16 protein-coding genes are annotated in these 17,303 nt (G+C 61.9%); 1 reads left to right on the top strand and 15 read right to left on the bottom strand.

Features of this window, described 5'->3' with window-relative positions:
* The first annotated feature begins 40 nt into the window (after positions 1–40).
* Positions 41–826, top strand: a complete 786-nt coding sequence (locus CQ041_RS02015; RefSeq protein ID WP_105520623.1) for an OmpA family protein — start codon at positions 41–43, stop codon at positions 824–826.
* 48 nt (positions 827–874) lie between these two features.
* On the opposite strand, the gene CQ041_RS02010 is transcribed toward CQ041_RS02015, so the two are convergent.
* The 15 genes from CQ041_RS02010 to CQ041_RS01935 form a co-directional block, all read right to left on the bottom strand.
* Entirely contained in the window at positions 875–1,168 is a 294-nt protein-coding gene (locus CQ041_RS02010; RefSeq protein WP_231501199.1) for a hypothetical protein, read from the bottom strand.
* Positions 1,169–1,267: 99 nt separating this feature from the next.
* On the bottom strand, positions 1,268–1,594 hold the full coding sequence (locus CQ041_RS02005) for a hypothetical protein (RefSeq protein WP_105520625.1): 327 nt from the start codon (positions 1,592–1,594) through the stop codon (positions 1,268–1,270).
* Positions 1,591–2,496, bottom strand: coding sequence for an alpha/beta hydrolase (locus tag CQ041_RS02000; protein WP_105520626.1), 906 nt, complete (start codon positions 2,494–2,496; stop codon positions 1,591–1,593). Before CQ041_RS02000 ends, CQ041_RS02005 begins: the two co-directional genes overlap by 4 nt.
* 75 nt (positions 2,497–2,571) lie before the next feature.
* On the bottom strand, positions 2,572–3,849 hold the full coding sequence (locus tag CQ041_RS01995) for a flavohemoglobin expression-modulating QEGLA motif protein (RefSeq protein ID WP_105520627.1): 1,278 nt from the start codon (positions 3,847–3,849) through the stop codon (positions 2,572–2,574).
* 21 nt (positions 3,850–3,870) lie between these two features.
* Positions 3,871–4,419, bottom strand: a complete 549-nt coding sequence (locus CQ041_RS01990; RefSeq protein WP_105520628.1) for a hypothetical protein — start codon at positions 4,417–4,419, stop codon at positions 3,871–3,873.
* A 16-nt stretch (positions 4,420–4,435) separates the two neighbouring features.
* On the bottom strand, positions 4,436–5,152 hold the full coding sequence (locus CQ041_RS01985; RefSeq protein WP_105520964.1) for a TetR/AcrR family transcriptional regulator: 717 nt from the start codon (positions 5,150–5,152) through the stop codon (positions 4,436–4,438).
* Between the two features lie 152 nt (positions 5,153–5,304).
* On the bottom strand, positions 5,305–6,804 hold the full coding sequence (gene lysS, locus CQ041_RS01980) for a lysine--tRNA ligase (RefSeq protein ID WP_038849273.1): 1,500 nt from the start codon (positions 6,802–6,804) through the stop codon (positions 5,305–5,307).
* A gap of 109 nt (positions 6,805–6,913) precedes the next feature.
* A protein-coding gene (gene prfB / locus CQ041_RS01975; protein ID WP_098465888.1) for a peptide chain release factor 2 occupies positions 6,914–8,009 on the bottom strand; the annotation gives its coding sequence in 2 pieces (ribosomal slippage) (positions 6,914–7,936 and positions 7,938–8,009; 1,095 coding nt in all).
* 715 nt (positions 8,010–8,724) lie between these two features.
* Entirely contained in the window at positions 8,725–9,726 is a 1,002-nt protein-coding gene (locus CQ041_RS01965; RefSeq protein ID WP_105520630.1) for a PleD family two-component system response regulator, read from the bottom strand.
* Positions 9,727–9,777: 51 nt separating this feature from the next.
* Positions 9,778–10,788: a chemotaxis response regulator protein-glutamate methylesterase gene (locus CQ041_RS01960; protein WP_105520631.1), complete on the bottom strand. Its 1,011-nt coding sequence runs from the start codon at positions 10,786–10,788 to the stop codon at positions 9,778–9,780.
* On the bottom strand, positions 10,785–13,067 hold the full coding sequence (locus CQ041_RS01955; RefSeq protein WP_105520632.1) for a hybrid sensor histidine kinase/response regulator: 2,283 nt from the start codon (positions 13,065–13,067) through the stop codon (positions 10,785–10,787). Before CQ041_RS01955 ends, CQ041_RS01960 begins: the two co-directional genes overlap by 4 nt.
* The gene (locus CQ041_RS01950) at positions 13,064–13,765 is read right to left on the bottom strand and encodes a chemotaxis protein CheW (protein ID WP_105520633.1); all 702 of its coding nucleotides are present in this window, start codon (positions 13,763–13,765) and stop codon (positions 13,064–13,066) included. The genes CQ041_RS01955 and CQ041_RS01950 overlap by 4 nt, the downstream gene beginning before the upstream one ends.
* Entirely contained in the window at positions 13,762–15,024 is a 1,263-nt protein-coding gene (locus tag CQ041_RS01945; protein ID WP_105520634.1) for a CheR family methyltransferase, read from the bottom strand. The genes CQ041_RS01950 and CQ041_RS01945 overlap by 4 nt, the downstream gene beginning before the upstream one ends.
* Positions 15,021–15,533, bottom strand: coding sequence for a chemotaxis protein CheW (locus CQ041_RS01940; protein ID WP_105520635.1), 513 nt, complete (start codon positions 15,531–15,533; stop codon positions 15,021–15,023). The genes CQ041_RS01945 and CQ041_RS01940 overlap by 4 nt, the downstream gene beginning before the upstream one ends.
* Entirely contained in the window at positions 15,533–17,155 is a 1,623-nt protein-coding gene (locus CQ041_RS01935) for a methyl-accepting chemotaxis protein (RefSeq protein ID WP_105520636.1), read from the bottom strand. Before CQ041_RS01935 ends, CQ041_RS01940 begins: the two co-directional genes overlap by 1 nt.
* Between the last annotated feature and the right edge of the window lie 148 nt (positions 17,156–17,303).

Here is a 17,303-nt window from a genome sequence, read left to right as displayed (position 1 = left end):
TGCACTGCACCCGATATCGAATTGAAAGGACGACATGACTATGCGTAAACAATTGATGATCCCTGCCCTGCTGGCGATGAGCGTTGCCCTGGCGGCGTGCTCCACCCCGCCGAACGCGAACCTGGAAAATGCACGGACCAACTTCTCGGCCCTGCAGACCAACCCGCAATCCACCAAGCTCGCGGCGCTGGAAACCAAGGACGCGAGCGAATGGCTGGACAAGGCTGACAAAGCCTTCCGCGACAATGAAGACCAGAAGAAGGTCGACCAACTGGCCTACCTGACCAACCAGCGCGTTGAAGTGGCCAAGGACACCATCGTCCTGCGCGAGTCCGAAGCCAAGCTGAAAAATGCCGGTGACGAACGCGCCCGCGCCCTGCTCGAAGCACGCGACGCGCAGATCAAGCAGCTGCAAGACAGCCTGAACGCCAAGCAGACCGACCGCGGCACCCTGGTGACCTTTGGTGATGTGCTGTTCGCCACCAACAAGTCCGACCTGAAATCCAGCGGCCTGGTGAACATCAACAAGCTGGCGCAGTTCCTTCAGGAAAACCCTGATCGTCAGGTGATCGTCGAAGGCTACACCGACAGCACTGGCAGCGATTCCTATAACCAGAGCCTGTCGGAGCGCCGTGCGGCTTCGGTGCAGGTTGCACTGATCAAGATGGGCGTTAACCCAAGCCGCATCGTGACCGCCGGTTACGGCAAGGAATACCCGGTTGCCGACAACGGCAGCGTTTCGGGCCGTGCGATGAACCGTCGTGTGGAAGTGACCATTTCCAACGACAATCAGCCAGTGAAGCCGCGCTCTGCCGTTGCAAACTGATTGATGTGACGTTGAAAAACCCACCTTAAACGGTGGGTTTTTTGTTTGTCAGACGTTGATCTTTCGGCCGTTGTCATCACCCGGCATCATTGCCGCCAGCCCGTCACGTTTCCCCATCAGTCGATCCAGCTTGTCTGTATACGATTCCCCCTCTCCACCACCGGAGTTTGAGCCGGAAGAGCCACCCGCGCCCTGCGGGCCACGGCTCAGCAATTCCAACAACTTCTTGAGCATTTCCGGGTCGATATCGCCCTTTTTCTGATCAGCGCCTTGCGCGTCAGCCTGCTCCAAGCCCCTTTGCCCCCTGGACATGCCCAACATTCGGCTTACTGCATCTACCATGATTACACTCCTGAGATATTGACGTGGCTGTCAGCCCAGCTGACAGAACCCTCAGTGGCGCACCATGAAATACGGTTCCAAACATTTCGGCAGTAGCCCTTACTGCTGCAGTTGCGGCGTCTCCTGGCCCATGCACCGCACCGCCTGTTTCTTGTTGTTGACCAGCACGCCGCTGAGGCCTTTCTGCTCGGTGTCGAACATCACCAGCACGCCATCGACGCACTGCGCCACTTGAGCGGCCGGGGTCAGGGAGACCTTGTAGTCTTCACCGGGCACGGTCTTGAGCAGGGTGAAATCGCTCAGCAGCAGCGCATCCTCCGGCTTGGCGAAGTGCAGGTAACCGTAGTACCACAGGCACCCGACGGTGCCGATGATGGTGCCGATACCGGTGAGGATCAGCGGGATCATGTTGCGTTCTTCGCTCATTGCGGACTCTCTGATGAATCAGGTTTGGAAGTGGGGTAATTGGGTATTTCGCCCAGGCGCCGCAGGCCGTTGAAGTGCTGCGGGTCGTCCAGGTAGCGCAGCATCACGGTTTGCCAGGTCTTGTCGGCAAAGGTCTGCACGTGGCCACCACGGGTCAGTTGCAACACCCTCGGCGGCGGCGCGGCCTGGTACAGGCGGATGCCGTTGGCCAGGGGCACGATGGGGTCGTCCAGGCTGTGAAACAGCAATTTGGGGACGCCAGTCAACTTGGGCATTGAATGGATCGCGCTGTCGGCATCGGGCACCAGCCAGGACAACGGCACCTGGAACGGCCATGTTATCCAGGAAGTGCTCAGGGCGAATTGCCCTACGTCACGATAACTGGCGGGCACGCCGTCCAGTACCAGCGCCTTGAGTCGGGCCTGGCGCTCCGGGTGGGCCGCCAGGTAATGCACCGCCAGCGCACCGCCCAGGCTTTGGCCAAGCACCACCAGCGGCTGCCCTTGGGTTTCGGGGGCCTTGTCGATCCAGCTGAAGGCTGCATCGACGTCCTGGTAGATGGCCGGCAATGAGGGTTTGCCTTCGGACAAGCCGTATCCCCGATAGTCGAGCAGCAGGACTTGATAGCCTTGCTCCGGCAGCCACCAACTGCCACCCAGGTGCCAGGCCAGGTTGCCGCCGTTGCCGTGCAGGTGCAGCACCGTGCCCTTGAGCGGCACACCGGGTTTGGCCGGTAGCCACCAGGCATGGAGCTTGACCCCATCGGCGGTGGTGAGGGTGACGTCGCGGTAGGCAAGGCGGGCTTTATCCGGGGTGAACGGCAGCCCTGGCTCGGGGTAGAACAGCAATGAGCTGCAGCCGCTCAAAGTGAGTAGCAGGCACAGAATGCCGAGGATTCTCATCCGTTGAAGCCTCATTGGAAGGTTGTATTCATTTCTCAAGAACACATGAGCTCCCACCCTTTTGATCCGGTTTATTCAAAGGATATTGGAGTAATCCGCCTCGATCCGGTCCAGGCTCAGGTGGTTGAGGAAGTTGGAGAAGCACATCCACGCCGCCAGCGCGTTCATGTCGCGGAACTGTTCCGGCAGATACTTGGGCGGCACCACCAGCCCCTCGTCCACCAGTTGGCGCAGGGTACGCATGTCTTCCAGGGTCGTCTTGCCGCAGAACAGCAGCGGCACTTGTTCCAGCTTGCCCTTGCGCACGGCCAGCTGGATGTAGTTGTAGACCATGATGAAGCCCTTGAGGTAGGACAAATCCTTGGTAAACGGCAGACCCGTCGGCACCGAACCACGGAAGACACGACTGGCATTGCCGTAGCTTTCGGCCATCTCAAAGCCTTGCTCACGGAAAAATTCGAACACCTGCAGGAAATCGGCGCCCTCCTCCACCATGTGGATCGCGCGGGTACGGTTGGTGAGTTTGCGCAGGCGACTCGGGTAGGAGGCGAAGGTGATGATCTCCATCAGGATCGCCAAGCCTTCCTGGGTCACGGTAGACGACGGCGGGCCCTTGGACAGGAAGGTGCAGATCGGCTGGTTCTGCCCGTTGAGGGTGGTGCCGACATGCACCAGGCCCTCGTGCACTTCCAGGGCGCGCACGTCGCGGTCGTTGAACATCGCATCGGCGCGGATCTTGATGTAGTCAGCCCCCGCGGCGGCGTCCGCGACGATACCGTCGGACTCGAACACGCGAATGGTTTCCTCGGCCTCGCCGAACACCTTGTTCAAGCGGGTTTGCAGCAGGGCCACGGCGTCCTTGGCGGTGAGGGTCTTGGCCTCATCCTTCAAGTCGCCTCGGCCGTCGATGTTGTTCAGGTAGTCGGACAGCATCAGGCCAAGATCGGCCAGGGTCGGGTCACCGGCGTGAAACGCATCGGACGCGGCGCCGTACAGCTCCTGGGAAATCAGGCCGAAGTCCTCGGTGCCTCGCGCCTCCAGCATGCGCACCACCATGCGGTATTCCTTGCACATGCGGCGCATGATCTGCCCCACCGGGCTGAACTGGCCGAGACGCCGGGTGATGTCGCGCTCGATGTTCTGGAATTCCAGCTTCACTGCGCTGGAGTCGAATGACAGCGGTCGGTTGAGGTAGTAATCGCGGTCAACCGCCGGCATCTCCTTGCCCTTGGCCTTGAGAAATCCCTGGCGAATGTTGTCGTCCCACTTCACGGCGTCGAGGACGCGAATCGGTGTTTGCGCCAGCACAATGCGATCAGACAAGGTGCGTATCGTCTGCTGGTAATCGTCCACCCGGTGCTTCCTCTTTAAACGTTATTTGCCCGCGCGCTGATAGCGCACGGCTTCCACGAATACATCGGCATTGGCCGGGTCATCCAGGTAAGCAAATACCTGGTCCATGGGGCTGTCCACCACGACGCCCGTGCCTTCGACAGTTTCTACGGGGCTGCCGTGCAAGCGGTTCTGGTCGAGGGCCTGGTGGATCGCATCCAGGTCCAGGTTGTAGACCACCAATTCGTGTTTTTCGTTGAATTCGAAACCGCCAAGGATGAACTGCCCGCCGAATCTGGCCGGCAATGGCGCCGAAAAATACCAACGACTGCCATGGCGCGACACCGTAAACAGGTACTCGTCACGTTCACCGGGCTTGGCTGTAGGGTAGCTCACGGCTTTATAACGCTGGCCACCGGCGCTGGTGATGTGCAGATTAAGCGGCTCGCCCCAGGCATTTTTGCTCGACCATTGGCCCAACAAACCTTTCGGCGCGGCCTCATGGGCTGGCAGTGGGTTCTTGAAGGTCACCAGGCAACCGCTGAGTAACAAGAATGACAAGGTGATTACTGCCACACGCCAGGCTTTCATTCGACACTCCCTGGTGTCAGACCGAAGCCAACACCAACTGCATGTAACGCTTGAGAATCTCAAGCATCTCTTCACCGGTCAGTGACTCTGCGCTGCCCAGCAGGCCCTGATATTCCATCCGACCGATTATCGCCGTCAACACTTTGGCATCCTGTTGCGGCTCGCGCGAGCCCAACACCTGGAAAAACTGCTCGGTGCCCTGCAACAAAATCTGTTGGTGGGAGCGCACCAGTTCCGCCAGGCGCGGATTCAACAGGGCTTCCTGGCGGAAGGCCTGTTCAGCCATCAGGTGCTCGCGGCGGTTGGTCAGCTGACGTAGCACATAGTCAGCGGTCAGCCGCGCGATGTCATCGGCCAGTTGGGAGCGCGATTCCGCGCTGCCATCACCGTAGGCGACCATCTCGCGCAGCAACCCTTCGTTGCGCACCCACAACTTGCCCATGAACGCAGCACTGCGTTCGACGTACTGGGAAAAGGTATCGGTGAGCAGGTCGTCGATATCCTTGAAATAGTAGGTGGTGGCCGACAACGGCACCCCCGCCTCCGCCGCCACTGCCCGATGGCGTACAGCGCGAACGCCATCACGCACCACGATGCGCATGGCCGCATCCAGAATATCTTGCCTGCGTTGCTCACTGCCCCGACGACTGGCCTTGCGACCCTGGTACTGGACGCTTTCAGCCACGGCAGCAGCAATGCCGGCGGCGCCCTCTTGAGCGGTTACGCGGTTCACCACACATCTTCCTTTGATAAGTGACGCGGAGCATCACGGGATGCATTCCCACGCGGCGCATGGGAACGATCGCTTGGCGCTGTTTGCTTGACGCTTATAGACGCCCCATAAAAAAGCCGCCTTATAAAAGGCGGCTTCGGATTTCGCTACGGTTACGCTTGTGGGCGCATGTGCGGGAACAAGATCACATCGCGGATCGACGGCGAGTTGGTCAACAACATCACCAGGCGATCGATGCCGATCCCTTCACCGGCGGTTGGCGGCATGCCGTATTCCAGGGCGCGGACGAAGTCGGCGTCGTAGTGCATGGCTTCGTCGTCGCCGGCGTCCTTGTCGGCCACCTGGGCCATGAAACGCTCGGCCTGGTCTTCCGCGTCGTTCAACTCGGAGTAGGCGTTGGCGATTTCGCGGCCGCCGATGAACAGTTCGAAACGGTCAGTGACGTTCGGGTTGTCATCGTTGCGACGGGCCAGCGGCGACACTTCGAACGGATATTGGGTAATGAAGTGCGGCTGTTCGAGCTTGTGCTCCACCAGTTCTTCGAAAATCATCACCTGCAGCTTGCCCAGGCCTTCAAAGCCGAGCACCTTGGCGCCGGCTTTCTTGGCGATGGCGCGGGCTTTGTCGATGTCGTTCAGGTCGTCGGCGGTCAACTCAGGGTTGTACTTGAGGATCGAGTCGAACACCGACAGGCGCACGAACGGCTCGCCGAAATGGAACACCTTGTCGCCGTAAGGCACGTCGGTGCTGCCCAGGACCAACTGCGCCAGTTCGCGGAACAGTTCTTCGGTCAGGTCCATGTTGTCTTCGTAGTCGGCGTAGGCCTGGTAGAACTCCAACATGGTGAATTCTGGGTTGTGACGGGTCGAGACGCCTTCGTTACGGAAGTTGCGGTTGATCTCGAACACCTTTTCAAAGCCGCCAACCACCAGGCGCTTGAGGTACAGCTCAGGCGCGATACGCAGGAACATTTCCATGTCCAGGGCATTGTGGTGGGTTTCGAACGGCTTGGCTGCCGCGCCACCCGGGATGGTTTGCAGCATCGGCGTTTCCACTTCCAGGAAGTCGCGCTGCATCAGGAAGGTACGGATGTGCGCGATCACTTGCGAACGCACGCGGAAGGTGTGGCGCACTTCTTCGTTGACGATCAGGTCAACGTAGCGCTGGCGGTAGCGCTGCTCGGTGTCGGTCAGGCCGTGGTGCTTGTCCGGCAGCGGGCGCAGGGACTTGGTCAGCAGGCGCACGTTGGTCATCTCGACGTACAGGTCGCCCTTGCCCGAACGGGCCAGGGTACCTTCGGCGGCGATGATGTCGCCCATGTCCCAGGTTTTCACCGAGGCCAGGGTTTCTTCCGGCAGGGTCTTGCGGTTGACATAAACCTGGATGCGACCGGTCATGTCCTGGATCACCATGAACGAGCCACGGTTAAGCATGATGCGACCTGCCACTTTGACCGGGATCGCCGCTTCTGCCAGCTCTTCCTTGGTCTTGTCCGCGTATTGCTTCTGCAAGGCATCGCAGTAGTTTTCGCGACGGAAGTCGTTGGGGAAGGCGTTGCCCTTGGCGCGCTCGGCAGCCAGCTTTTCCTTGCGCAGGGCGATCAGGGAGTTTTCTTCCTGTTGCAGGGCCTGGTCGAGTTGTTGGTCGCTCATGTCTTTAAATTTTCCATCAGGTTCGTTGCCCCAGCCTTCGGCTGGGGATCGCGGGCAAGCCCGCTCCCACAGGGATCGCGGAGTGTCAGGCAATCCCGCATTGCGTGTGTTACAGGCCTGATTTCAGGCTGGCTTCCAGGTACTCATCGATGTCGCCGTCGAGCACCTTGTCGCAATCGCTGCGTTCGATGTTAGTGCGCAAATCCTTGATCCGCGACGCATCGAGCACATAAGAGCGGATCTGGTGACCCCAGCCGATATCCGACTTGGTGTCTTCCAGTGCCTGGGACGCGGCATTGCGCTTCTGCATTTCCTGCTCGTACAACTTGGCCCGCAACATTTTCATGGCGGTGTCCTTGTTCGCGTGCTGGGAACGTTCGTTCTGGCAGCTCACCACGGTGTTGGTCGGTACGTGGGTAATACGCACGGCCGAGTCGGTGGTGTTTACGTGCTGACCACCGGCACCGGAGGAACGGTAGGTGTCGATGCGCAGGTCGGCCGGGTTGATCTCGATTTCCACCTTGTCGTCGATCTCTGGCGAGACGAATACGGCAGAAAACGAGGTGTGCCGACGGTTGCCGGAGTCGAACGGGCTCTTGCGCACCAGGCGGTGCACGCCGATCTCGGTACGCAGCCAGCCAAAGGCGTATTCACCCTTGATGTGCACGGTTGCGCCCTTGATACCGGCGACTTCACCGGCCGACAGCTCCATGATGGTCGCGTCGAACCCGCGTTTATCCGCCCAGCGCAGGTACATGCGCAGCAGGATGTTGGCCCAGTCCTGGGCCTCGGTACCACCGGAGCCGGCCTGGATGTCCAGGTAAGCGTTGTTCGGGTCCATCTCGTGGCTGAACATGCGGCGGAATTCGAGTTTGGCGAGGTTTTCCTCGAGACGGGCCAGCTCGGCGACGACATCGCCCACTGCGCCTTCGTCGTTTTCTTCGACGGCCATGTCCAGCAGGTCACGGCAATCGGCCAGACCGGTGTTCAGTTCGTCGAGGGTATCGACGATCTGCGCCAGCGCAGCGCGCTCGCGGCCCAGTTCCTGGGCGTATTCAGGTTTGTTCCAGACACTCGGATCTTCAAGCTCGCGATTGACTTCGGTCAGACGCTCATGCTTTTGATCGTAGTCAAAGATACCCCCGAATAGTTTCGGAGCGCTCGGACAGGTCCTTGATGGTGTTCAGGATCGGGTTGATTTCCATGGCGGGCAGCACTCGTTGGCGAACTTTTGAAAGCCGGCGAGTATAACGGGTAATGGGGGGGAGCGGCAGTCCGCTGGGCGAAAAGGGTTGGGGTTGTGGGGGTGTCGGTGGACATATCCGTTGCTGCGGTAACGGCTACTTAAGGTTCCGCCCTTACGGCGGGTCACTTTTGGAAAAGAGCCCGGAATGCCGGCCCAGCCAAAAGTAACCAAAAGGCTCTTGCCCCAACACTCGGCACCTCGCTCACGCTCGGTGTGCCCGTAATCCGACATGGAGTTGGGGGGCCGCCGCCACGCGCCATCCATGGCGCGGGGCGGCTAACCCGGCGTCCTGCCGGGTTACCCCCCAACTCCATGCCGAATTCCGGCCAGCGTGTTTGACGGGGCGCTTAAGATCAAAATCAAAAACAAAGCCAGAGCCAGAGCCAGAGCCAGAGCAGACCACCATCTACCTGATGATGTATGGGAGCCAAATGTGGGAGGGGGCTTGCCCCCGATAGCGGTGGGTCAGCTACAAATCCAGTGACTGACACTCTGCCATCGGGGGCAAGCCCCCTCCCACATTTGAACTGTGAACCGCACACCCACCCAGTCGGCTCTAAGGCCGCGCGCTTTCGATTTTGATCGGGGCGCCCCGTCAAACACGCTGGCCGAACGCAGGCGAGGTGCCAACTGTTGGGTCAAGAGCAACGGATATACACACCGCCATCCCCCCCCTACTCAATCCCCACCTGATTGCGCCCATTATGCTTGGCCGTATACAGCCCCTTGTCCGCCGCCATGATCAACTGCCGGCAATCCGTACCGACCTGCGGCGTCAGCGTCGACAGGCCGATGCTGATGGTCAGGCTCGAGCCTTCGACCGGCGCGATGTGCGGGATTTTCAGCGCGGCCACGGCCATGCGCAGTTTCTCGGCGACCAGGCGTGCGCCGCCCGGCGAGGTATTGGGCAGCACCAGCGCGAACTCTTCACCGCCGTAGCGCGCCGGCAGGTCCGAAGGGCGGCTGCTGGCGTCGCGGATGGCCGTGGCGACCTTGCGCAGGGCTTCATCGCCCTCGACATGGCCAAAGCTGTCGTTGTAGGTCTTGAAGAAGTCCACGTCGATCATCAGCAACGACAACTGGGTCTGGTCACGCATGGCACGACGCCACTCCAGCTCCAGGTATTCGTCGAAGTGACGGCGGTTGGACAGCCCGGTGAGGCCGTCGGAGTTCATCAGCCGCTGCAGCACCAGGTTGGTGTCCAGCAACTGTTGCTGGCTGACCCGCAGCGCCCGGTAGGCCGCATCGCGCTGCAACAGGGTCATGAAGGAGCGCGAGTGATAGCGAATGCGCGCCACCAGTTCGATGTTGTCCGGCAGCTTGACCAGGTAGTCGTTGGCCCCCGCCGCAAATGCCGCACTCTTGATCATCGGGTCCTCCTTGGTGGAGAGCACAATGATCGGGATGTTCTGCGTGGCCGGATGATTGCGGTATTCGCGCACCAGTGTCAGGCCGTCGAGGCCGGGCATGACCAAATCCTGCAGGATCACCGTGGGCTTGATACGAATCGCCTGGGCGATGGCCTGGTGCGGATCGGCGCAAAAGTGGAAGTCGATGTTTTCTTCATGGGCCAGACCACGCCGTACCGCTTCGCCAATCATGGCCTGGTCGTCGACCAGCAACACCATAGCGGCATTTTCGTCGGTCTTGATGTCGTCGATCTGTAAATCACTCATGTGCAGTCACCTGAATTACTACCTGCAAGCCTGCACCACGGGAGGCAACGGTCATTTTGAAAATACCTCCAGCAATCGGGGCGCAATTCTATCCAGTGGGCGAATTTCAACAGCAGCGTCAATTGCCGCCGCGGCTTTGGGCATGCCATACACCGCCGAGCTCTGCTGATCCTGGGCGATGGTCAAATAACCTTGTTCCCGCAGTAACTTGAGGCCCTGGGCCCCGTCGCGCCCCATGCCGGTCAGCAATACGCCGACGGCATCACCGTTCCAATGGCTGGCCACGCTTTCAAAAAACACGTCGATCGACGGCCGGTAAATCTCGTTGACCGGCTCTGCCGTGTAGGCAAGGGTGCCATTTTTCAGCAACCGAATGTGATGATTGGTGCCGGCCAGCAGCACCACGCCACTTTGCGGCGGCTCCCCCTCGCGCGCCAGACGTACCGGCAGTCCCGACGCACTGCTCAGCCATTCGGCCATGCCCGCGGCAAACACCTGGTCCACATGCTGCACCAGCACAATGGCGGCGGAAAAGTCCCGGGGCAAGCCCTTGAGCAGAATTTCCAGGGCGGCAGGGCCGCCGGCAGACGAGCCGATGGCCACCAGGCTCTGGCGTTTGCCGGTGCTTCGCGCGGGGGCGGCTTCAGTACGGACACGGCTGCCGCGCTGGCCGATCAGCCAGCCGATATTGAGGATCTTGCGCAACAGCGGCGCCGCCGCATCCTTGGGATTGCCCACCCCCAGGGCCGGCGTGTCCACCACATCCAGGGCGCCGTGGCCCATGGCTTCGAACACGCGGCTGACATTGGCCTGGCGGTCCACGGTGACAATCACGATCGCACACGGCGTCTCGGCCATGATCTGGCGCGTGGCTTCCACACCGTCCATCACCGGCATGATCAGGTCCATCAGGATCAGGTCCGGGGTCAGTTCGGCGCAGCGCTGCACCGCTTCCAAGCCATTGCTGGCCACCCACACCACCTCATGCGCAGGCTCGAGGCTCAAGGCACGGCGCAACGCCTCCACCGCCAGGGGCATGTCATTGACGATCGCAATCCTCATGCCCGCGCTCCTCCAATCAGTTCCACCACGGCGTCCAGCAAGGCGTCATCGTGGAAACTGGCCTTGGCTAAATAATAGTCGGCGCCGGCATCCAGTCCACGACGGCGGTCTTCTTCGCGATCCTTGTACGACACCACCATCACCGGCAACGATTGCAGGCGGTTGTCACGGCGCAGGAGTGTGACCAATTCAATACCGTCCATGCGAGGCATATCAATATCGGTGATCAGCAGGTCGAAGTCTTCGGAGCGCAAGGCGTTCCAACCGTCCATCCCATCGACCGCCACCGCCACTTCATAACCGCGATTGAGCAACAATTTGCGCTGCAGCTCGCGCACGGTGAGGGAGTCATCCACCACCAGCACGCGCTTGCGCGGCGCCTCGGTGGCCTGCTGGCTGCGCCGGGCAATGCGCTCCAGGCGACCGGTGTTGAGCAGTTTGTCCACCGAGCGCAGCATATCTTCTACATCGACGATCAGAACCACCGAGCCATCGTCGAGCAAGGCGCCAGCGGAAATATCCTGGACCTTGCCCAGGCGATCATCCAGCGGCAACACCACCAGGGTGCGCTCGCCGATAAAGCGTTCGACGGCGATACCATAAACCGCATCGCGCTCGCGGATCACCACGACCTTGAGGGTTTCATCATTGTTCTGCCCCGCCGGGCGCTGCAACAACTGGCTGGCGGCGACCAGGCCGACATGCCGGCCTTCGTGCCAGAAATGCTGGCGGCCTTCCAGTTGCACGATGTCGTCCGGGGCCAGGTCGCACATGCGTTCGATGTGGGCCAGCGGGAAGGCGTAGGCTTCCTCGCCCACTTCCACCACCAGGCTGCGCACCACCGACAGCGTCAGCGGTACCTCCAGGTGAAAGCGACTGCCCTGCCCCGCCGTCTGCTCCAGCACCACCGCGCCGCGCAGCTGGCGGACCATATGCTGCACGGCATCCAGGCCAACGCCGCGCCCGGAGACTTCGGTGACCTTGTCCCGCAGGCTGAAACCCGGCAGGAACAGGAACGTCAGCAGTTCTTCTTCGCTCAGGTCCCGAGCGGTGTCCAGGGTCGACAGCTTGCGCTCGACGATGGTGCCGCGCAGGCGCTCCAGATCAACACCGTTGCCGTCATCGCTCAGTTCCAGCACCAGCAAACCGGCCTGGTGGGAAGCGCGCAGACGGATCAAGCCTTCGGCCGGCTTGCCCGCCAGCAGGCGCTGGTCCGGCATTTCAATGCCGTGGTCGACGGCATTGCGCAATAGATGCGTGAGCGGTGCTTCGAGCTTTTCCAGCACGTCGCGGTCGACCTGGGTTTTCTCACCCTCGATTTCCAGGCGCACCTGCTTGCCCAGGCTGCGGCCGAGGTCGCGGACCATGCGGACCTGCCCCGCCAGCACATCGGCGAACGGGCGCATGCGGCAGGCCAGCGCGGTGTCGTAGAGCACCTGGGCGCGCTGTCCGGCCTGCCAGCCAAACTCATCCAGCTCGGCGGTTTTTTCCGCCAGCAGGGCCTGCGCCTCGCTGAGCAGGCGACGCGTATCGGCCAGGGCTTCCTGGGCTTCGAGGTTGAGGTCGAGGGTCTTGAGGTGGCCGTCCAAGGTATCCAGCGCCCGCACGCCCTGGCTCTGCATGCGCTTGAGCCGCTGCAGGCTGCCCAGGTAGGGCTTGAGCCGCTGGGTTTCCACCAGGGACTTGCTCGACAGGTCCAACAGGCTGTTCAAGCGTTCGGCGGTGACGCGCAAGACACGCTCGCCGCCTTCGGTCATGCGTTTGTTCTGGCGTTGCGGCTCGGCGGCAACCGGCGGCGCAGGTTCGGGCTCCGGCGGCAGTTCGTCAATGACGAGCGCCGGCTCAGGCTCAGGCTGCGACGGCGACGGCGTGAGCTTCACCGGTGCCTGGGACGGGTCGAGCAGGCGCTCCATCAATGTCACATAAGCTTCGATGTCCGCCGGGCCCACGTCATTGCCGGGGGTGGCGATACGCATCAACAGGTCGGTGCCTTGCAGCAGCGCGTCGATATGTTCGGGTTGCAGGTACAAGCGACTTTCCTGGGCGCTCACCAGGCAATCTTCCATCACGTGGGAAACGCTGACGCCGGCATCCACCCCGACGATCCGTGCCGCACCCTTGAGCGAGTGCGCCGCACGCATGCAGGCTTCGAGCTGGTCGGCCTGGGTCGGGTTGCGCTCCAGGGCCAGCAGGCCGGCGCTCAGCACCTGGGTTTGCGCGTCGGCTTCCAGGCTGAACAGTTCCAGTAGCGAGGCGTCGCGCATCTGGTCGGGGGTCATGAGAGGCTCCGGGTCACGGCGGACAACAATTGCGCCTCATCCAGCCAACGCAGGCTGCGGCCTTTCCACTGCAAGACGCCCTGGGTATAACGCGCGCTGGCCTGCGAGCCGGAGCCCGACGCAGCCCTCAAGGTACGCTCGTCGATGGCGTGGATGCCGTCGACTTCGTCCACCGGTACCACCACCGGCCCGTCCTGGGCGGCGATGATCAACATGCGCGGCATGATGCGTCCACCGCTGGCGCCATTGCTGGTGGGGTCCAGGCCCAACAACTCCACCAATGACAGGCACGCCACCAGCGCACCGCGCACGTTGGCCACGCCGAGCAAGGCGCGGGAGCGCTGGTGCGGCAGCGAGTGGATCGGTTGCAGCGGCGCCACTTCCACCAGGCAGCGGGTGGCGATGCCCAGCCATTCTTCGCCCAGGCGGAACATCAGCAGCGAACGGGTCGCGACCTCTTCGCCCATCTCAACGGCGGCACGGGGATGATGGTCATCCTGCAACAAGGCGTAACGGTCGAGCAGGCGCGTGGCCGCCGCCGAATACACCGAGCAATTGCGGCAGTGGATATGATCCGCCAACAACGGGCAGGACTTGTCGCCATGGATGCCGATACGGTTCCAGCAGTCATCGATGGCTTGGGTGTCGGCCAGGGTCAGGTCCAGGCCAGCGGTGTCGAGCGCGTCCGGGCTACTCATCGTTTGGGCTCACTGTCTGCTCGCTCGCTACGGGCGGCCCGTGCTTGCAGACGGCGCGCCCCCGCACTGTCGCCCTGGGACTCGAGCAAGGCGGCCAGGTGCATCAAGGCCTGCGGATGCTGGGGTTCCAGGTACAAGGCTTTTCGATAAAAGCCCTGGGCTTCCAGGGCACTGCCGGCCACATCGCTGAGCAGCCCCAGCCAGTAGAACACCTGGGCGGCCGGCGGATGGTTGTTCAAATATTGATCGCAGGCGGCCCGGGCCTCGACGCTTTTGCCTTCGTTGGCAAGCGTGGCGATCTGGCCAAGCAACGTAGCGGCATCGGTGGACGGCGCCTTGATCGGCACGACTTGCGCAGCACCGGTGCTGAACGGCCGAGGCCGGGCGGGCAGCGATGCGGCACTGCGCGCAGGCGCAACCGGTATTGGCTTGGGCACGAACACCGGCGCAGGCGCCACCGGCTCGGCCTGTCGACTGAAGGCAAACGACTGCGGCACCCCGATCGAGCGCATGCCATGGCGCCCCAGCAGGCTGCCCTCGGCCGGGCCGATAAACAGCACGCCGTCCACGTGGGTCAGGCCCTTGAGCACGTCGAAGACTTGCTGTTGGGTGGGCTGGTCGAAATAGATCAGCAGGTTGCGGCAGAACACGAAATCGAAACTCGCTTCATGGCTCAGCAGCGCCGGGTCCAGCAGGTTGCCGACTTGCAGGCGCACCTGCTCACGCACCCGCTCGGCGATGTGAAAGCCGTCGGCCTGTTCGTTGAAGTGACGCTCGCGAAAGTCGAGGTCGCCGCCGCGAAACGAGTTCTTGCCATACACACCGCGTCGGGCGCGCTCCACCGACAGCGGGCTGACGTCCATGCCCTGCACCTTGAACTGGTGCGGTGCAAGGCCGGCGTCCAGCAGGGCCATGGCGATGGAATACGGCTCTTCGCCGGTGGAACACGGCAGGCTGAGGATACGCAACGCGCGCATCTGGTTGAGTTCCACCAGCCGCGCCTTGGCCAGTCGGGCCAGGGTCGCGAAGGATTCGGGGTAACGGAAAAACCAGGTTTCGGGGACGATTACCGCTTCGATCAGTGCCTGCTGTTCATCCTCGGAGCTTTGCAGGTGCTGCCAGTATTCGCAGGCGGTTTGCGCCTGGATGGCCTGGGTGCGCTGGCGCACGGCGCGTTCGATGATGGCTTCGCCCACCGAGGCGACATCCAGGCCGATACGTTCCTTGAGGAAGGCAAAGAAGCGCGGGTCGTTGCTCATAGGCTCAACTCGGCAGAGAACAACAGGGCACGCACGTCATCGGTGAGCAGGTCGTTCACACCGATCCATTGCATCAGGCCCTGCGCATCTTCGCGGACCGGCCCCAGATACGGTGCCTGGGGATTATCCAGCCCGTAGGGTTGGAATTCAGCAGGGTCGCAGCGCAGGGTGTCGGTGGCCTGCTCAAGAATCAGGCCCAGCCAGCGCGCCTCAACCCAGGGCTGGGGCTGATAGTTGACCAGCACCAGCCGAGTGCTCGTGCGGGCCTGGGCGGCGGTGCCAAAGGTCAGGGCACTGAGGTCGATGACCGGCACCATCACCCCACGATGGGCAAAGATCCCCGCGACCCACCCCGGCGCGTGGGCGATGGGCTTGAGCGGCAGGCGCGGCAGCACTTCGGCCACTTCCGTGGCCTTGAGGGCATAGCGTTCGCTCCCGACGTGAAACGCCAGGAACAAGACTTTCTTCACTGCCACGACGGCACCGCGTTTAGCCGCGAGGTCGCTCATCAGACTTTGAAACGCGATACGCCGCTGCGCAGACCGACCGCAACCTGGCTCAGTTCATCGATGGCAAAGCTGGCCTGGCGCAGGGATTCCACGGTCTGGCTGCTGGCATCGCCCAGTTGCACCAATGCGTGGTTGATCTGCTCGGCGCCGGTGGCCTGGGCCTGCATGCCTTCATTGACCATCAGCACCCGCGGCGCCAGCGCTTGGACCTGGTGGATGATCTGCGACAGTTGCTCGCCCACTTGCTGCACCTCGAACATGCCACGGCGCACTTCTTCGGAGAACTTGTCCATGCCCATCACGCCAGCCGACACGGCCGACTGGATCTCGCGCACCATCTGCTCGATGTCGTAAGTGGCCACGGCGGTCTGGTCGGCCAGGCGACGCACTTCGGTGGCGACCACGGCAAAGCCGCGCCCGTACTCACCCGCCTTCTCGGCCTCGATGGCCGCGTTGAGGGACAGCAGGTTGGTCTGGTCGGCGACCTTGACGATGGTCACCACCACCTGGTTGATGTTGCCGGCCTTCTCATTGAGGATCGCCAGCTTGGCGTTCACCAGGTCGGCGGCGCCCATCACCGAGTGCATGGTCTCTTCCATGCGCGCCAGGCCTTGCTGGCCGGAACCTGCGGCAACCGAGGCCTGGTCGGCGGCGGTGGAGACTTCGGTCATGGTGCGGACCAAGTCTTTGGAAGTGGCAGCGATTTCACGCGACGTGGCGCCGATCTCGGTGGTGGTGGCGGCGGTTTCGGTGGCAGTGGCCTGTTGCTGCTTGGAAGTGGCGGCGATTTCGGTCACCGAGGTGGTTACCTGCACCGACGAACGCTGGGCCTGGGCCACCAGGGCGGTGAGCTCGGTCATCATGTCGTTGAAGCCGGTTTCGACCGCGTTGAATTCGTCCTTGCGAGCCAGGTTCAGGCGTTTGCTGAGGTCACCGTCGCGCATGGTTTCGAGGATTTCAACGATGCGCTGCATCGGCGCCATGATCGAGCGCAGCAACAGCAGGCCGCAGAGGCCGGCAGCCAGGATCGCTACGGCCAGCGAGACAAACATGCTGACCTTGGCCGACAGCACCGCGTCGTCGATGGCCGCGGTGGCGCGGTCAGAGACGTTCTTGTTTTCAGTGATGATGTCGTTGAGTTTCATGCGCCCTTCGGTCCAGATCGGCGTCAATTGCTCTTCAAGCAACACGCGCGCGGCCGGCAGGTCGTTGTTCTGCACCCGGTCCAGCACCTGGTCGAGAACCTTGTTGTAGTTGATGTGGGCCGCCTTGAAGTTGTCGAACTCCATGCGATCGGCCTGACCATGAATGGTGCGTTCATAGTTGGCCATCTGCTGTTCGATACGCGCCTCGAAGGACTTGTAGTCGGTACGGTCGCTGGCGGTGAAGGTTTTGTCCTCGCGCAGGCCGATGATATCGATGGTTTCCAGGTAACTGTCGACCCAGGCACTGCGGATCATGGAACTGAGGTAAACCCCCGGAACCGCATCGTCACGCACCGATTCCTGGCTGGATTCGATCTTGAGCAACCGTGAATAGGAGACCACAACCATTAACAGCATGATGGCGATAATGACCGCAAAACTAGCCAGGATCCGTTGGCGCAAGGTCCAGTTCTTCACAGTATTTCCTCAAGGGCCCGATCAAATGCCGGGGAGTATAGCTGAGCAGATGCCCTCATTTATCAATGGGTTTTGTCGTAACGCTCACAGAATGCAAATAATGCGGCGCTGAGGCTGTGACCAGGTCAACCGTGGGAGGGGCGGCGCG

Origin of the sequence: Pseudomonas sp. MYb60, assembly GCF_002979555.1 — a bacterium.
In the GTDB taxonomy this organism is placed as follows: domain Bacteria; phylum Pseudomonadota; class Gammaproteobacteria; order Pseudomonadales; family Pseudomonadaceae; genus Aquipseudomonas.
This window is presented reverse-complemented; position numbering and strand designations above follow the sequence as displayed.